The organism is Brevundimonas sp. (genome assembly GCF_051858995.1).
Classification (GTDB): domain Bacteria; phylum Pseudomonadota; class Alphaproteobacteria; order Caulobacterales; family Caulobacteraceae; genus Brevundimonas.
This window is the reverse complement of record NZ_JBHYGN010000007.1, coordinates 275,864-291,167: the sequence shown is the minus strand read 5'-3', so window position 1 is coordinate 291,167 and position 15,304 is coordinate 275,864. Positions and strand designations below refer to the sequence as shown.

Genomic DNA, 15,304 nt, shown 5'->3' with positions numbered 1-15,304 from the left:
CTGGAAGATGAATCATGCCTCCCTCATATCGCAGGCCGCCGCGTTTCGCGGTCGGCTGCGCGTTGGCCGCATTCGCGGCCGTGCTGGCCAGTCCCGCTTGGGCTGACCCCGCGCCGTCCTTCGCCGAGCTGCTCGCCCAGCTGGGTCAAACCCCGGCCACCCTTGAAGCCGGCGCCCTGTCGGACGCCGCCGAAGCACGTGTCCGCCAGGCCCGTGCGAGGCCTAATCCGACGATCGCTCTCGACGCCGAGAACGCTTTCGGCACGGGGCCCTTCTCGGGCTACGCCAATGCCGAAACCACCTTGTCGATCAGCCAGGACCTCGAGCTGTGGGGACGTCGGACCGCGCGGGTCAATGTCGCCCGCGCGGAAGCCGGAACCGCGGCGCTGCAGCGGGATCTCGCCATCATCGACGCCGCCGGAAGGCTCGCTCAGGTCTATGCCGATGCGGAAGCCGCCCAAAGGCGGGCTGCTCTCGCGGAGGAAAGCCTCACCCTGACCATCGCCGATGCGAGGGCCGCCCTTGTTCTTGTCGAGGAAGGCCGTGAGCCGCTGCTGCGCGGCATCCAGGGGGAAAGCGAAGCGGCTGCGGCGCGTGCCTCTCGCGATGAGGCCGTCGCGGAGCGCGACGCGGCCTTCGCGCGGCTGACCGCAGTCGCCATGTTGGCGGCTCCGGTCACGACGATCGACACCAGCCTGCTGGACCTCGCACCTGCCGCGACCTTCGCTCCCCCGGCGGAGGCGCCGGCCGTTCGCGTCGCCGAGGCTCAGCGCGCGGCCGCCGAACGCCGGATCGACGTCGAGCGGATCCGCTCGCGTCCTGACATCAACGCCAGCGTCGGTGTCCGTCGCTACGAGATGGAGGACGCGACGGCGCTGACTTTCGGCGTCAGCATGCCGCTGCCCCTGTTCGACCGCAACCGCGGGAACATCGACGCGGCGCAGGCCGACTTCCGGGCTGCGGATGCGCGGCTCCTGGGCGCCCGCCAGGAGGCCCAGGCCGATCGCGCCGCGGCGCGGGCGCGCCTCGCGGCCTCTGTGAGCCGGGTCTCCGCCGCCGATGCAGGGGTGGCGTCTGCCGAGGAGGCCTACCGTCTGTCGCGGATCGGATCCGAAGCGGGGCGCATCTCCCAACTCGAGCTGCGGGTCACCCGTGCAGCCCTGATCTCTGCCCGAACTTCGGCCGTCGATGCGCGCCTTGCACGCGTCCAGGCCGAGATTGAACTTGCGCGCCAGGACGGCCGCGCCCCCTTCCAAGGAGCCCAATGATGCGCAAGCGCACATCCAACAAGACGTTGCTGATCGGCGGCGCCGCCGCCGTCGTTCTGCTTGGCGGAGGCGGGCTGTTCCTGCTCACGCGCGGGCCGGACGCCGCTCCAGCCGCCGCCGAGGGTGAGGCGGGTCACGCTGAAGAAGAGGGCGCCCATGCCGAGGGCGAAGCCGGCCACGAAGGCGAGGCCGAAGCGCCGGAAGGCTTCGTCGCTCTGAGCGCGGCCCAGGCCCAGGCCGCCAACCTGATCGTGGTCGGCGTCGGTCGGGGAGGGGGCGCCGAAACCCGGCTCTCCGGGCGGGTCGAGCCCATGGTCGACGCGCGCGCCGCTGTGGCGGCGTCCGTCGGCGGGCGGGTCGAGCGGGTTCTCGTAGCTCCGGGCCAGTCGGTCCGGATCGGTCAGCCCCTGGCGAGCGTCGTCAGCGGTGAAGCGGCGACGTTCCGCGCGGACGCAGACGCGGCGGCCGCCGAAACTGAAGTGGCGCGCCAGGCTTATCAACGCAACCGCAATCTGGCGGACCAGGGCGTTGTCGCCCGACAGGAGGTCGAGGCGTCCCGCGCGCAACTGCTCAGCGCCGAAGCCGGCGCCCGCGCGGCTCGCGCGCGGTCCAGCGCGGCGGGCTCGCCCAACGCTTCGGGCCGCCTCAGCGTCACCAGCCCCATCACCGGAGTCGTGACCAGCGTCCAGGTCGGACCGGGCGGCTTCGTCGCCCCTGGCGGCGTTGTCGCCGAGGTCACCAACCCGGCCAGGGTTGAGCTCGTCTTCAACGCGCCGCCTGCTTTGGCCGCCAATGTAAGGGCCGGGGCGCCTCTGCGGGTCAGCAGCCCCAGCGGCGACTTCGACGCCATCGTCACCGGCGTGGCCGCAGGCGCGGGCGGCGAAAGCGGCGCCACGGTCATTCGGGCCCGGCCGACGGGCTCTGTCCTCCCGCCGGCCGGTTCCGCCGTCACGGGGGCGATCGTGACGGGCGAGACGACGGGCGGTCTCACCGTGCCGACCGAGTCCGTCCAGACCGTCGACGGCAACACCGTCGTCTTCGTTCAGGTCCCGAACGGCTTCCAGGCCCGTCCGGTGCTCGCCGGTCGTCAGGCCGGGGGGCGGACTGAAATCCTGCGTGGCCTCACCGGGGCTGAACGGGTCGCCGGCACGAACGCCTTCCTCCTCAAAGCCGAGCTCGCCAAGGGCGAGGCCGAGCACGGTCACTAGGGGCGCACCGAATGTTCAAATTCATCATCGAACTCTCGGTCAAATTCCGATGGTTCGTGGTTCTCGCCACGGCGCTTGTCGCGGCCTACGGACTCCTCGAGCTGACACGGCTTCCCATCGACGCCGTGCCGGATATCACCAATCGCCAGGTCCAGGTGACCACGGTCGCTCCGGCGCTCGCGCCTGAACAGATCGAACGACAGGTCACCTACCCGATTGAAACCGCCATGGCCGGCATTCCCGGCCTGACCACGACCCGATCCCTCAGCCGAAACGGCTTCAGCCAGGTCACGGTCATCTTTACCGACCAGACCGACATCTATTTCGCGCGCCAGCAGGTCGCCGAACGGCTCGCGGGCGCCCGGGAGGCCATGCCTGACGGGGTGGAGCCGACCATGGCCCCGATCACCACGGGCCTCGGTGAAGTGCTGATGTGGACGATCGACTACAAGCCGTTCAACAGTCAGAACCTCGCCAAGCCTGGCGAGCCGGGCTGGCAGGCCGGCGGAGCCTATCTGACGCCCGAAGGCGATCTGCTCTCGACCCCGCAGCAGCGCGCCACCTATCTGCGTACCGTACAGGACTGGATCGTCGCGCCGCAAATGCGGACCGCCCCCGGTCTCGCGGGCGTCGACACCGTCGGCGGCTATGTGAAGGAGTATGCGGTCCGTCCGGACGCGGCGCGCCTTTCCGCCTACGGCCTGGGCATGGGCGACCTTATCCAGGCTCTTGATCGCGCCAACACCCAGGCCGGCGCGGGCTATATCCAACGCGCTGGCGAAGCTCTGACGGTCCGCACCGACGCCCTGGCCTCAACCGTGGAGGACCTGGCTCAGGCGCCGGTCGTCAACCGGAACGGCCTGATCGTGCGGGTCGCCGATGTCGCCACGGTCGAGATCGGCCAGGCTCCGCGCCTGGGCGGCGCCAGCCGTGACGGCCACGAGGCCGTGCTCGGTACGGCGCTGATGATCGCGGGCGGCAACAGCCGCACCGTGGCCCAGGCGGCCGGGGAGCGTCTTGAGGAAGTTCGCAAGACGCTGCCCGCGGGGATCGAGGCGGTAACGGTTCTCGACCGTAGCGCCCTGGTCAACTCGACAATTTCGACGGTGGCGCGCAACCTCACCGAGGGCGCGCTTTTGGTCATCGTCGTTCTGTTCCTGCTGCTCGGCAACATTCGTGCGGCCAGCATCACAGCGCTGATGATCCCGATCAGCTTCCTGTTCGCCGTCATCGGCATGAACCGGTTCGGCATCAGTGGAAACCTGATGAGCCTGGGCGCGCTGGACTTCGGCCTTCTGGTCGATGGCGCGGTCATCGTCGTGGAAAGCACCCTCCTGATGCTATCGCAACGGCGGATCGATCTGGGACGGGCCCTGACCCGTCGGGAACGCCTTGATGTCGCCGTGGCCGCAGCTCGCAAGATGGTCAAGCCGGCCGCCTTCGGTCAGCTGATTATCCTGCTCGTCTTCACTCCCCTGCTGATGCTTGAGGGCGTCGAGGGCAAGACGTTCGTCCCCATGGGCGCGACGGTCATGCTGGCGCTCGTCGGCGCCTTCATCTTCTCCTTCACCTTCGTGCCGGCGATGACGGCCCTGCTGGTGCGGGATCCCAAGAAGGTCGAGACCGACGAACACGGCCAGGCCCACGAACACGAAACCTTCCTGCTCCGCCACGCGCGGCGTTGGATCCAGCCGGCCATCCGCGCCGCCGTCGATCGTCCGAAGATCGTTTTGATCTCGGCGCTCGGCGCGGTCGTTGTCGGTGGTCTGGCTTTCTCGTCCCTGGGGAGGGAGTTCATCCCCACCCTGGACGAAGGCGACATCGCCATGCAGGCGCTGCGGGTTCCCTCGGCGTCGCTGGAACAGTCCCTCGCCATGCAGATGGCGTTGGAACGGGTCATCACCGCCCAGCCGGAAGTCGAGACCATGTTCTCCAGGACCGGCACCGCCGAGGCGGCCGTCGACCCGATGCCGCCCAACATTTCGGACAGCGTCATCGTTCTGAAAGACCGCAAGGACTGGCCTGATTCCGGTCTCGAGAAGGAAGCCCTTCTCGAGCGCTTCGAAGATCTGGCCAATCAGCAGATCGGCAACAACTTCGAGTTTAGCCAACCCATCGAACTTCGCTTCAACGAACTGATCTCAGGCGTGCGGACCGACCTCGCGGTCATGGTCTATGGCGACGACTTCGACACCATGCAGCGGGTCGCGGATCAGGTGGCCGGCGCGCTGCGCCAGACCACGGGCTCCGCCGACGTTCGCGTCGAACAGGCGTCCGGCTTGCCCACCCTGACGGTCAGCGTCGATCGGTTCGCGGCGGCCAGCTACGGCCTGTCCGCAGCCGACGTCTCCGAAGCGGTCTCGGCCGCCATCGGCGGCGCGGAGGCCGGCCGGATCTTCGAGGGCGATCGTCGCTTCGACGTCGTCGTCCGCCTACCGGACGATGCACGCAACGATCCGGCGGCGCTCGCGGCCCTGCCCATCGTCTCTGCGACGGGCGTGACCGTGCCTCTGTCCTCGGTGGCTCGCATCCAGAGCGCCGAGGGGCCGAACCAGATCAGCCGCAACGACGGCAGCCGACGGATGGTGGTCCAGGCCAACGTCCGCGGCCGGGATCTGGGCGGCTTCGTCACCGACGCGCAAGCGAAGGTCGATCAGATCCAGCTCCCGCCAGGCGTCCGCCTGACCTGGGGCGGTCAGTTTGAGAACCTCAAACGCGCCGAACAACGCCTGGGCCTGGTTATTCCGATCGTCTTCGTTTTGATCGGGGTGCTGCTGTTCATGGCCCTGGGGTCGTTCTCCGAGGCTGGGCTGGTCTTCGCCTGCGTGCCCTTGGCCCTGATCGGTGGAGCCTTGGCGCTTCTCCTGCGAGGGATGCCGTTCTCGGTGTCTGCGGCCGTTGGCTTCATCGCCGTCTCGGGTGTGGCGACCCTGAATGGACTTGTTCTGATGCAGGCCATTCGCGAGCGATTGCAGGCGGGGCTCGCGCCCCGGGACGCGGCGATCGAAGGGGCGTCCAGCCGATTGCGTGCGGTGTTGACGACAGCCTTGGTCGCCATCGTCGGCTTCATCCCGATGGCCCTCGCCCACGGCGCGGGGGCCGAGGTGCAGAAGCCTCTGGCGACTGTCGTCATCGGCGGCCTCCTGACCGCGACAGCCCTGACCTTGCTGGTCCTGCCGACCTTCGCGGCCAAGGCGGTGCGTCACCGCAAGGACGAGGGGGTGGAGGATTGATTGCTCGCACTCAGGATGACCGTCAGCAGCGACGCACGTTGCTGACGGTTCTCGCGCTCAACGCGGGCCTGGCATTAGCTCTTGGGATCGGCGGCCTGTCCGCCGATTCCAGCGCTTTGCTGGCCAACGCGGTGGACAACGCCTCGGACGCTGCTGTCTATCTGATCAGCTTTCTCGCGATCGGTCGGCCCGTTTCGTGGAAGCGGGGGGCGGCGCGCCTTTCGGGCGTCATGCTCCTCATCTTCGGCGCTGGCGTCCTTCTCGACGCGGGTCGTCGGTTCCTCATCGGGACCGAACCGATCGGCCCGACCATGATGGGGCTCGCGGTCGTTGCGGCGATCATCAACCTGATCTGCCTGCAGTTGATCCGCCGCCAGCACAGCGCCGACGTCAACATGAAGGCTGCTGAGACGTTCAGCTTCAACGACTTCGCCTCCAACGGAGGCATCCTCGTCGCCGGGGCGTTGGTGCTCTGGCTCGGCCAGGCGTGGCCGGACCTCGTCGTCGGCGTCCTCGTGGCCGCCATCGCGTTGAAGGGCGGCGTGGACATCCTGCGCGATGCGGCTAAGGATCGTCCGGATGAGGGGGAGGCGCAATGATGCCGCTCGATCCCTCCGACGACGTCTCGAGCGTCTCCAAACCCGCAAGCCCTGCTTCGTCCGGCTCATCACTTCCTGATGACGCCTGTCGATCAGCGGTCGATATCCAATCCGTTCAACGATGGCGCAAGGCGGGCATTCTCGTCGGGGGCCTGCTTCTTGTCGTCTGCGCGGCGCTCGTCACATCCTGGCCCTTGCTCGAACATCCTGTCGAGCATCTGGGCCTGATCGCCATCATGGTTTGCATCATCGGTCGGGCTTGGTGTTCCCTTTACATCGGTGGCCGGAAGAAACAGGAGATCATATCCGCAGGACCGTATTCGGTCAGCCGCAATCCGCTGTACGTCTTCAGCTTCATCGGCGCGTTTGGCATCGGCGCCCAGTCCGGCAGCCTTAGCGTCGGTTTGGTCTTCGGATTAGCCTGCTGGGTGGTGTTTCGCATCGTGGTCGGCCGCGAAGAACGCTTCCTCTCCGACGCCTTTGGACACGACTACCAAGCTTACCGTGAGCGCACCCCTCGGTTCCTGCCCAAGCTCTCCCTATGGCGCGACGAGGCGGAAATCATGATCCGGCCGGTATTCTTCGTCCGCACGGTGCGCGACGGCTTCGTCTTTCTCCTAGCGCTTCCGCTTTTCGAAGCGATTGAGCAGCTCCAGCGGCTCGGGGGCTTTAATGCCGTCGTGCCCGTGCCCTGAGGTCGGGAGAACCGGGATGACCACCTGCGAGCGGATCGCGCTGGAACCCGCTGGCCCGGCGCGCCTTCGCCCGTGTCGCTATCCCGCCCCCTCGATCGCGGCGGTCGCCGCAAGCAGCCGCGATTCCCAACCCGCAACGGGACCCTATTTATGACCAGCACAACACTGCCGGACCATCCCCACACCGAGTCCGAGGAGCACGATCACGGTGGCGTTCTAGGCTCCAATACGGAGCTGATCTTCGCCCTGACAAGTGGCCTTGCTCTGGGCCTTGGATTCGCCCTCGAGAAACTCGCAACGGGCCTTCCCGCTTGGATTCCCCTCGCCCTCTTCCTGATCGCCTACATCTTCGGCGGCTTTTTTACGGTGCGAGAAGCGTTCGAGAACCTCCGCCAGAAGCGCTTCGAGATCGATACCTTGATGCTCGTCGCAGCCGCAGGTGCGGCGGCGCTCGGGGCCTGGGCCGAAGGCGCTCTCCTGCTGTTTCTGTTCAGCATCGGCCACGCGCTCGAACACTACGCCATGGGCCGCGCCAAACGCGCGATCGAGGCCCTGGCCGAGCTTGCCCCCCGGACAGCCCATGTGCGACGCGACGGACAGGTCGTCGAATTGCCTGTCGAAGATCTGGTCGTCGGCGACACCGTGGTGGTGCGTCCAAACGAACGACTGCCCGCTGATGGCTTTGTCGTGGTCGGCACCACAAGCATCAACCAAGCCCCCGTGACCGGCGAAAGCATGCCTGTCGACAAGCAGCCCGTCGCGGATCCCGAGGCGGCGCGGGCGAGACCGGCCCAGGTCGGATCGCCGTCTCTCGTCTTCGCGGGCACCATCAATGGCTCAGGCGCCATCGAGATTGAGACGACCCGCACATCGAGCGACACCACCCTGGCCAAGGTGGTTCGGATGGTGAGTGAGGCCGAGACGCAGAAGTCGCCGACCCAGCGCTTCACGGACAGGTTCGAACGCATCTTCGTGCCTGTGGTGCTGGCGCTCGCCTTTGTCCTGCTGTTCGCCTGGGTCGTCGTCGATGAGCCGTTCCGCGACAGCTTCTATCGCGCCATGGCCGTGCTGGTCGCCGCGAGTCCTTGCGCGCTCGCCATCGCCACCCCGAGCGCCGTCCTATCGGGCGTCGCCCGTGCGGCGCGCGCCGGTGTCCTGATCAAGGGCGGCGCGCCGTTGGAGAACCTCGGCTCGCTCAACGCCATCGCCTTCGACAAGACCGGCACCCTGACCGAGGGACGGCCGCGGATCACCGACGTCATGACGGTGCGCGGGACGAAGGAGGGCGATCTTCTGGCGGTCGCTGTGGCGGTCGAACGGCTCAGCGACCACCCGTTGGCGGAGGCCATCGCGCGCGACGGTGGCGCACGCTTGCGCGATACGATCATCCCGGCCGCGATCGACCTCAAGAGCCTGACGGGCAAGGGCGTGACCGCCCAGCTGCACGGCGAGACGATCTGGATAGGGAAGCCGGAGATGTTCGGCGTCGATGGCGTAGCGCCGCTCGGCGACGAAACAACCTCTGTCGTCGCTCAATTGCGACTGCAGGGTCGAACCCTGATGGTGGTGCGACGCGGCACGCGCGATCTCGGTGTCATTGGGCTTCTTGATACGCCTCGCCCAGCGGCGCGGCCGACGCTGACCGCTCTTCGCGCCCTCGGCATCGGGCGAATGATCATGATCTCGGGCGATCACCAGAAGGCCGCACAGGCGATCGCCGGACAGGTCGGCCTGACAGAGGCTTGGGGCGACCTCATGCCCGAGGACAAGGTTGACGCCATCAAACGCCTTCGCGCTGACGGCAAGATCGCCATGGTCGGCGACGGGGTGAACGACGCCCCGGCCATGGCCACGGCGACCGTCGGTATCGCGATGGGCGCGGCTGGCTCCGATGTTGCGCTTGAGACCGCCGACGTCGCCCTGATGTCGGACGACCTGTCGCAGCTGCCCTTCACCGTCGGTCTCAGCCGACAGACGCGGCGCATCATTCTCCAGAATCTCTACGTCAGTCTCGGAATCGTCGCCTTCCTTGTGCCGGCGACGATCCTCGGCCTTGGCATCGGCCCTGCCGTGGCGCTCCACGAGGGGTCGACCCTGCTGGTGGTGTTCAACGCTCTGCGCCTGCTCGGCTACCACGACCGAACGGCGCCCATCCTTCCCAGTGCAATCCCGGCCGCCCCCGTGGCCCCGCCGGCTCTCTCGAGGACATCGTCATGAAGCGTTTCGGATGGATTTCCGTCATCGCCGTCTTTCTCGCCCTGTCGGCCTTCGCCTTCGGGATGATCTCGCGGCAAACCCGCGAGGTCCCTGCGGCGCCGTCGGCGGCTGACTCTCGCCCGAGCGACACCGAGGCAAGCCACGCTGGCGAGACCACGGACAGCCCATCGACTCGCGCCTATCGCGAGGCCAGCGCGAAGATGCACCAGGCCATGAGCATCAACTACACGGGCGACGCCGACATCGACTTCCTGCGCGGAATGATCGCCCACCACGAGGGTGCGCTCGCAATGGCCCAGGTCGCCGTCGAGCATGGCGAAGCCCGCGACGTGCGCAGTCTGGCCGATGAGATCATCGCGGCCCAGGAATCCGAAATTGTCCGGATGAGAATCCTTCTTGCGCGCCATGAGGACACGCCCGCGCCCAACGCAAGGCCCTGACGCATGGCCGGCAAACGCTTCACCGTGCGCGGCCGGAGCATTCGTTGGCGGGAAGGCCGCTATCGCCAACGAGGTAGGCGGCGGCTCCAGGCGCGCCCGCTGAAGCCACGGCCCGTGCTCGATACGCTCGTCGCCATCGGGGTCAGCCTGTTCGCAGGAGGCCTGGTCTTCTGCATGGCCCTTCTGCTGCTGGGCGCACACAAGGTGCCGCTGCATTTTGGGTACGGGGCCATTCTGGGCGGCGTGATCGGCTGCTCGTTTGTGTTTGGACCCCGCGATAGGCCAGGACTGATGGTCGTCGGAGGCTTGGTCGTCGTTTGGGTTTTGGGAACGGCCGTTCTCTACGCTTCGCGAGACCAGATCGTCCTGCGTCCACATGAGCACCGCAGCGCCGCCGCCGGGTCTGCGCCACGGAAGGCTGACTGAATGCCCGAAGCCGCGCTGACCGAGCCGTCGCCTCGCCCCATCCGGATCGCGCGCGGCGGCTGGCTGGACGCGCTGCGTTTTATCGTAGGGGCGCTGATCATCCTCTACCATTTCCGCGAGGCCGCGCCTGTGCCTCTCGGACAACTGCATCCAGTCTTCGAGCGCGGCTATCTGCTCACCGACTTCTTCATCATCGACTCCGGCTATGTCCTGGCCCGCATCTACGGTGATCGCCTCGCGTCCGGACAGGCCTCGCTGCGCGCCTATGCGCGCCAGCGCCTGCTGCGGGTCATTCCGGCCCACCTGGCGGTCAGCCTCGTTCTGGTGCTGCTCGTCGGCGGCGCCGCCCTGGCCGGGATCGCGCCCAGCAATCCGCGCTGGTTCGACTGGTCGCAACTGCCCGCGCAGGTGCTACTGGTCCAGGCCTATGGCGTGCCGGGCGGGCAGGGGTGGAACGCCCCGACCTGGACCCTCTCGGCCCTGATCGGCTGCTATCTCCTGCTGCCCTGGATCTGCCGCGCTCTGTGGCGCTGGCCGCCGGTCGCAGTGGTGATCGGCGCGACGCTCCTCGTCGTCGCCGCCGATATCGCCGCTTCGCTGTGGCTCGGCGATCCGATCTACCGCCTGCCGATGCGCTACGGCATCCTGCGCGCCCTGCCGCTCTTCCTGCTCGGGGTCGCGGCGGCCTTCTACGGTTCGCGGGTCTGTGTCGCGCCACACCGGGCCAGGGCGATCGGCCTCGCCGCCGCCTTCGCGCTCGTGGGGCTGCAGGCCTTCGGCGCCTTCAGCCTGCTGTCGCTGGGCCTGATGACCGTGATCATCTGGGCCGCCGGCGCCGTGCCGGTGCGCAGTCCTTCACGGATGATCGAGCATTTGGCCCTTATGTCTTTCTCGATGTTCCTCACCAATGAGGTGAGCCGCATCGTCTGGTTCGGCTTGCTCGACGCCTTGGGACAGGAGGCCTGGTCGTCCGACGTTCGCTGGGTCCTGTGGGCCATCGGCTTGGTCGGGGCGTTCGTGGCCGCCGCCGTGTTTCGCTACGGCTTCGACCGACCGGTCCAGACCTGGCTTAGTCCGTCCCGACGACCGGGGTCGACCCGAAGGTCGGCCGCCGCCACGGAACGGGCCGTGGAATTGGGCGGCCCCGGCGTCGCCGCGCCCGGGCGCCCGGGGCAGGCCGCCATCGACCCGCCCCGGGCTTGATCAGGGGCGCGGCTCAGTGCTTGTGGGCCCGGACCCCCGCGGCCGCCTCCGGCTCTGTCTGGGGGGCCAGATCCCGGGCCGCGCCGGGGCGCTGCGGGCGGCAGGCCGGACACAGACCCTGGCCTTCGAGCGTGATCCGTTCGATCTCGTAGCCCGCCGCTGTCGCGGCCGCGCCCAGCGACGCCATGCCGGACGAAGGGATCTGGCGACAGAAGCCGCAACAGTCGCACAGAAGAAAAACCGCAGGCGAACCGAGGCGTTCGGGATCGCAGGCCACATAGGCCTTGAGGCTGGAAAGACGATGGATCAGACCGTGAGTTTCGAGGAACTGCAGCGCCCGATAGACCGTAGCCGGCTTCGCGACGCGAGCATCCTGGTGATACGTCGCCACGAGATCATAGGCCTTAGCCGGAGCGCCCGCGACGAGCAGGAGCTCCAGCACCCTGCGCCGGGGGCGCGTCAGCTTATCCCCGGTGGCGGCGACGCTGGCGGCGGCAGCGTCCAGGGCGCGTTCCACCTGTGCGGCCGTTGGCGGCGCGGTCTCACGGTCGTGCGGACAAGGCGAGGTCATCGAGGGGCTGGGCCCGCCTCCAGGGTTCGTCGGACGGCGCTCTCCACTCCAAGGGAACGGCGGGCTCATTTTTTAGCTTGCACCTACAGTCGCTGGAGGAGGTAGCCTTGCCCTATAGAGATCACAAGGAACAGACATGACGGCGCAACCCCTCGAAAGCCGATACCGGGTCACCGGGATGGATTGCGCCAGCTGCGGCCGCAAGATCGACACGGCGATCCGCAGGCTGCCGGGCGTCGAGGACGTCTCGGTGGCGGTGCAGACCGGCGTGCTCAAGATCCGGCATGGCGGAGACCTCGCCGACGAGGCGGTCCTGCAGCAACTGCGCAACCTCGGCTACATCGGAGAAGCGGCCGCGCCGACGTCCGGAGCCGTCGCTGCGGCGGCGGGCCCACCTCCGGCGGCCGCCCGGGCCGGGGGCGCCCCGTGGTGGTGGACCGGCAAGGCCCGCCTCACCGCGCTCTGCGGCCTGGCGCTGTTGTCCGCCTATGGACTGGGCACGCTGTTCCCCTCCCTCGAACGATACGCCTTCCTCGCCGCCCTGGCCGTGGGGCTGATTCCGATCGCGTCGCGCGCCTTTTCGGCGGCGCGCCACGGCACGCCCTTCTCCATCGAAATGCTGATGACCATCGCCGCCGTCGGCGCCGTCTTCATCGGGGCCGCGGAAGAGGCCGCCGCCGTCGTCCTGTTGTTCCTGGTCGGCGAGATGCTCGAAGGGGTGGCGGCCGGACGCGCGCGCAAGAGCATCCAGGGGCTCGCCGCCCTCGTGCCCAAGACCGCCTTCGTCGAGGCGGACGGGGTGACCACGGAGGTCGCCGCCGAGACCGTGGCGGTGGGCGCGATCATCCTGGTCCGGCCCGGAGACCGCGTTCCGGCGGACGGCGAGATCATCGAGGGCGCGGGAGACCTCGACGAGGCCCCGGTGACGGGCGAGAGCGTGCCCAGGCGCAAGGTCGTGGGCGATCCTGTGTTCGCCGGCACGATTAACGGCGGCAGCGTCCTGCGGGTGCGCGTGACGGCCTCGGCCTCGGACAACACCATCGCCCGGGTGGTGCGTCTCGTCGAGGAGGCGCAGGAATCGAAATCGCCGACCGAACGCTTCATCGACCGCTTCTCGAAAATCTACACGCCGGGCGTGCTCGTGTTCGCCGCCCTCGTCGCGGTCACGCCGCCGCTGCTGTTCGGCGGGACGTGGAGCGAATGGATCTACAAGGGTCTCGCCGTGCTGCTGATCGGCTGCCCCTGCGCCCTCGTCATCTCCACCCCGGCCGCCATCGCCGCCGGCCTGTCGGCGGGCGCCCGGCGCGGCCTGCTCATGAAGGGCGGGGCCGTGCTGGAAACGCTGGGCAAGATCACGGCGATCGCCTTCGACAAGACGGGGACCCTGACCGCCGGCAAGCCCGTCGTCACCGACGTCGTCGCCGGAACGCGGGACGCCTCCCTCCTGCTGACGCTGGCGGCCGCGCTGGAAACGGGATCGAGCCATCCGCTCGCCCTCGCCATCCTCGCCCGAGCCGAGGCGGATAAGATCACGGCGCCACCGTCGTCGGCCACCCAGGCCATTGCGGGGGAGGGCGTAGAAGGCGAGGTCGGCGGCGAACGCATCTTCCTCGGCTCGCCGCTGGCCGCGGCCCGACGCGCGCCGATCACGCCGGCGCAGGACGCGACCATCGCCGCTCTGAACGCCGAGGGCAAGACGGTTTCCGTCCTTGTCGTCGAGGAGGGCGTCGCCGGCTTCCTCGCCATGCGCGACGAGGCGCGGCCCGACGCGGTTCAGGGGCTGGCTGACCTCAAGGGGCGGGGCATCCGCACCGTCATGCTGACGGGCGACAACCGCCGCACGGCGGAGGCGGTCGCAGCCGCGCTGGGCCTCGAGCCCCGGGCCGAGCTGCTGCCGCAGGACAAGCTGGTGATCGTCAAGGCGCTTCAGGCCGAGGGTCTGGTGGTCGCCAAGGTTGGGGACGGCATCAACGACGCCCCGGCCCTGGCCCAGGCGGATGTCGGCATCGCCATGGGCGGCGGCACCGACGTGGCCCTGGAGACGGCGGACGCCGCCGTCCTGCACGGCCGGGTCAGGGACATTCCCGACATGATCGCCTTGTCCCGCGGAGTGATGGGCAATATCCGGCAGAACATCACCATCGCCTTGGGCTTGAAGGCGGTGTTCCTGGTCACCACCGTGATCGGGGTGACGGGCCTGTGGCCCGCCATCCTCGCTGACACCGGAGCCACGGTCCTGGTCACCGCCAACGCCATGCGCCTGCTGCGCTGGACGCCGCGTCGTCAACCGTCGTGACTGCCGGCGGTGCGCCTTCTCAGGCCCCGTTGTGGCGACCGAACACGCGGGTCGAACCGTCGTTGAGGATCAGGACGGTCGCATAGGGTTCGCGCCCGGCGGCCTCCATGCCCGGCGAGCCCGCCGGCATGCCGGGCGCGCTTAGTGCGCGGGCGGCGGGGCGTTCGCCGAGCAGCCGCTCGACATCGCTCGACGGAACATGGCCCTCGATGGCGTAGGCGCCGACCACCGCTGTGTGGCACGAGGCGAGGCGGTCCGGAATGCCATGCCGGGCCCGGATCGGGGCGAGATCCTCGCGCTCGACGACCTCGACGTTCCAGCCCGCCTGGCGCATGTGGGCGATCCAGCCGCCGCAGCAGCCGCACCATGGCGTCTTGTAGGCGATCATCCGTTTCGGGGGCGCGGCGAGGGCCGGGCCGGCCACGGCGACCAGGGGCAGGCCGAACACGAGGGTCCGGCGGGACAAGCGCGGGCGAGTTTGAACCAAAGTGAGCGCTCCTTGGGAGTCCAAATCCCACCATGGCGGGCGCGGGCCGGTTTGGCGACGGGCGCAGTTGTCGCGCCCTGACCTGACGTCGCCCAGGCGTTGAGCGCCGGCTAAGTCCGCCCATATCGCAGCGGAACCTCTGGTAGAAGGCCCGCACCCGCCCGGGCAGGACACAGCCCCCTGCTCGGCCGGCCCGGCCAAGCGAATCCGTTCGCCTGAGGCGCCCGGGGTCTCGCAACCATGCCTTCGCTGACGTATCGCGACCGTACGAGGCCGGTCACGCAAGCGCTGATCCCCGTGGAATGGTCATGGGCGACGGGATTGAGGAGCCGGCGGAAGCCGGAGGCGAAGCGTCCGCTGCGGCGAACCGTGGCGTCGAGAGCTAGCCCGCCGACGCTTGCGGGGCCCCGAAGGCGCCAAAAACTGCATGTGAGCGGCAACGGCCTCCGCCCGGCCGTATAAGTCGCAACACGGCGCGCGCGACCAACAGGCTGACTTTTCGCGCGGGCCCGCTCGCGAAGACGAGCCTTCGGCCCTCGAGGGCAGCGAGGACGAGGCCGGCCCGGCGCGCCCGGGCCGACGCATTACGTCCCTGGCTCAAGACCAGCGCCTCTCTGTTCCGGAGCCCGCCGACCCCACAATCTCGGTTGCGCCGCCGATT

At 68.6% G+C, this 15,304-nt stretch carries 12 protein-coding genes; 10 read left to right on the top strand and 2 right to left on the bottom strand.

The genetic code is table 11. The features are described 5' to 3' along the window. Window positions 1-14: 14 nt before the first annotated feature. The 9 genes from ACTIEF_RS06190 (at window position 15) to ACTIEF_RS06150 (ending at window position 11,289) form a co-directional block, all read left to right on the top strand. Complete coding sequence (locus ACTIEF_RS06190; RefSeq protein WP_040349348.1) at window positions 15-1,268, top strand: TolC family protein; 1,254 nt, start codon at window positions 15-17, stop codon at window positions 1,266-1,268. Continuing rightward, the gene (locus ACTIEF_RS06185) at window positions 1,268-2,476 is read left to right on the top strand and encodes an efflux RND transporter periplasmic adaptor subunit (RefSeq protein WP_040349349.1); all 1,209 of its coding nucleotides are present in this window, start codon (window positions 1,268-1,270) and stop codon (window positions 2,474-2,476) included. The genes ACTIEF_RS06190 and ACTIEF_RS06185 overlap by 1 nt, the downstream gene beginning before the upstream one ends. 11 nt (window positions 2,477-2,487) lie before the next feature. Beyond that, the gene (locus ACTIEF_RS06180; RefSeq protein WP_419756330.1) at window positions 2,488-5,709 is read left to right on the top strand and encodes an efflux RND transporter permease subunit; all 3,222 of its coding nucleotides are present in this window, start codon (window positions 2,488-2,490) and stop codon (window positions 5,707-5,709) included. Window positions 5,710-5,747: 38 nt separating this feature from the next. Then, window positions 5,748-6,308: a cation transporter gene (locus ACTIEF_RS06175; protein ID WP_419756329.1), complete on the top strand. Its 561-nt coding sequence runs from the start codon at window positions 5,748-5,750 to the stop codon at window positions 6,306-6,308. Continuing rightward, on the top strand, window positions 6,305-7,003 hold the full coding sequence (locus tag ACTIEF_RS06170; RefSeq protein ID WP_419756328.1) for a methyltransferase family protein: 699 nt from the start codon (window positions 6,305-6,307) through the stop codon (window positions 7,001-7,003). The genes ACTIEF_RS06175 and ACTIEF_RS06170 overlap by 4 nt, the downstream gene beginning before the upstream one ends. Window positions 7,004-7,153: 150 nt before the next feature. After that, entirely contained in the window at window positions 7,154-9,220 is a 2,067-nt protein-coding gene (locus tag ACTIEF_RS06165; protein WP_419756383.1) for a heavy metal translocating P-type ATPase, read from the top strand. Then, window positions 9,217-9,660 carry a CopM family metallochaperone gene (gene copM / locus ACTIEF_RS06160; protein WP_419756327.1) on the top strand — a complete coding sequence of 148 codons (444 nt, stop codon included), beginning with the start codon at window positions 9,217-9,219 and terminating at the stop codon, window positions 9,658-9,660. The genes ACTIEF_RS06165 and copM overlap by 4 nt, the downstream gene beginning before the upstream one ends. A 3-nt stretch (window positions 9,661-9,663) precedes the next feature. Further along, window positions 9,664-10,086 carry a hypothetical protein gene (locus tag ACTIEF_RS06155; RefSeq protein ID WP_439471259.1) on the top strand — a complete coding sequence of 141 codons (423 nt, stop codon included), beginning with the start codon at window positions 9,664-9,666 and terminating at the stop codon, window positions 10,084-10,086. After that, the gene (locus ACTIEF_RS06150; RefSeq protein ID WP_134581248.1) at window positions 10,087-11,289 is read left to right on the top strand and encodes an acyltransferase family protein; all 1,203 of its coding nucleotides are present in this window, start codon (window positions 10,087-10,089) and stop codon (window positions 11,287-11,289) included. Window positions 11,290-11,302: 13 nt separating this feature from the next. Here ACTIEF_RS06150 and ACTIEF_RS06145 read toward each other — a convergent pair whose 3' ends face one another. After that, window positions 11,303-11,806 (bottom strand): Fur family transcriptional regulator, encoded by a 504-nt coding sequence (locus ACTIEF_RS06145; protein ID WP_419756325.1) that lies wholly within the window; start codon window positions 11,804-11,806, stop codon window positions 11,303-11,305. 190 nt (window positions 11,807-11,996) lie between these two features. Here ACTIEF_RS06145 and ACTIEF_RS06140 point away from each other — a divergent pair, with 190 nt between their 5' ends. After that, complete coding sequence (locus ACTIEF_RS06140; RefSeq protein WP_419756324.1) at window positions 11,997-14,156, top strand: heavy metal translocating P-type ATPase; 2,160 nt, start codon at window positions 11,997-11,999, stop codon at window positions 14,154-14,156. Window positions 14,157-14,175: 19 nt separating this feature from the next. On the opposite strand, the gene ACTIEF_RS06135 is transcribed toward ACTIEF_RS06140, so the two are convergent. Then, the gene (locus ACTIEF_RS06135; RefSeq protein WP_134581245.1) at window positions 14,176-14,604 is read right to left on the bottom strand and encodes a DUF411 domain-containing protein; all 429 of its coding nucleotides are present in this window, start codon (window positions 14,602-14,604) and stop codon (window positions 14,176-14,178) included. Window positions 14,605-15,304: the final 700 nt, after the last annotated feature.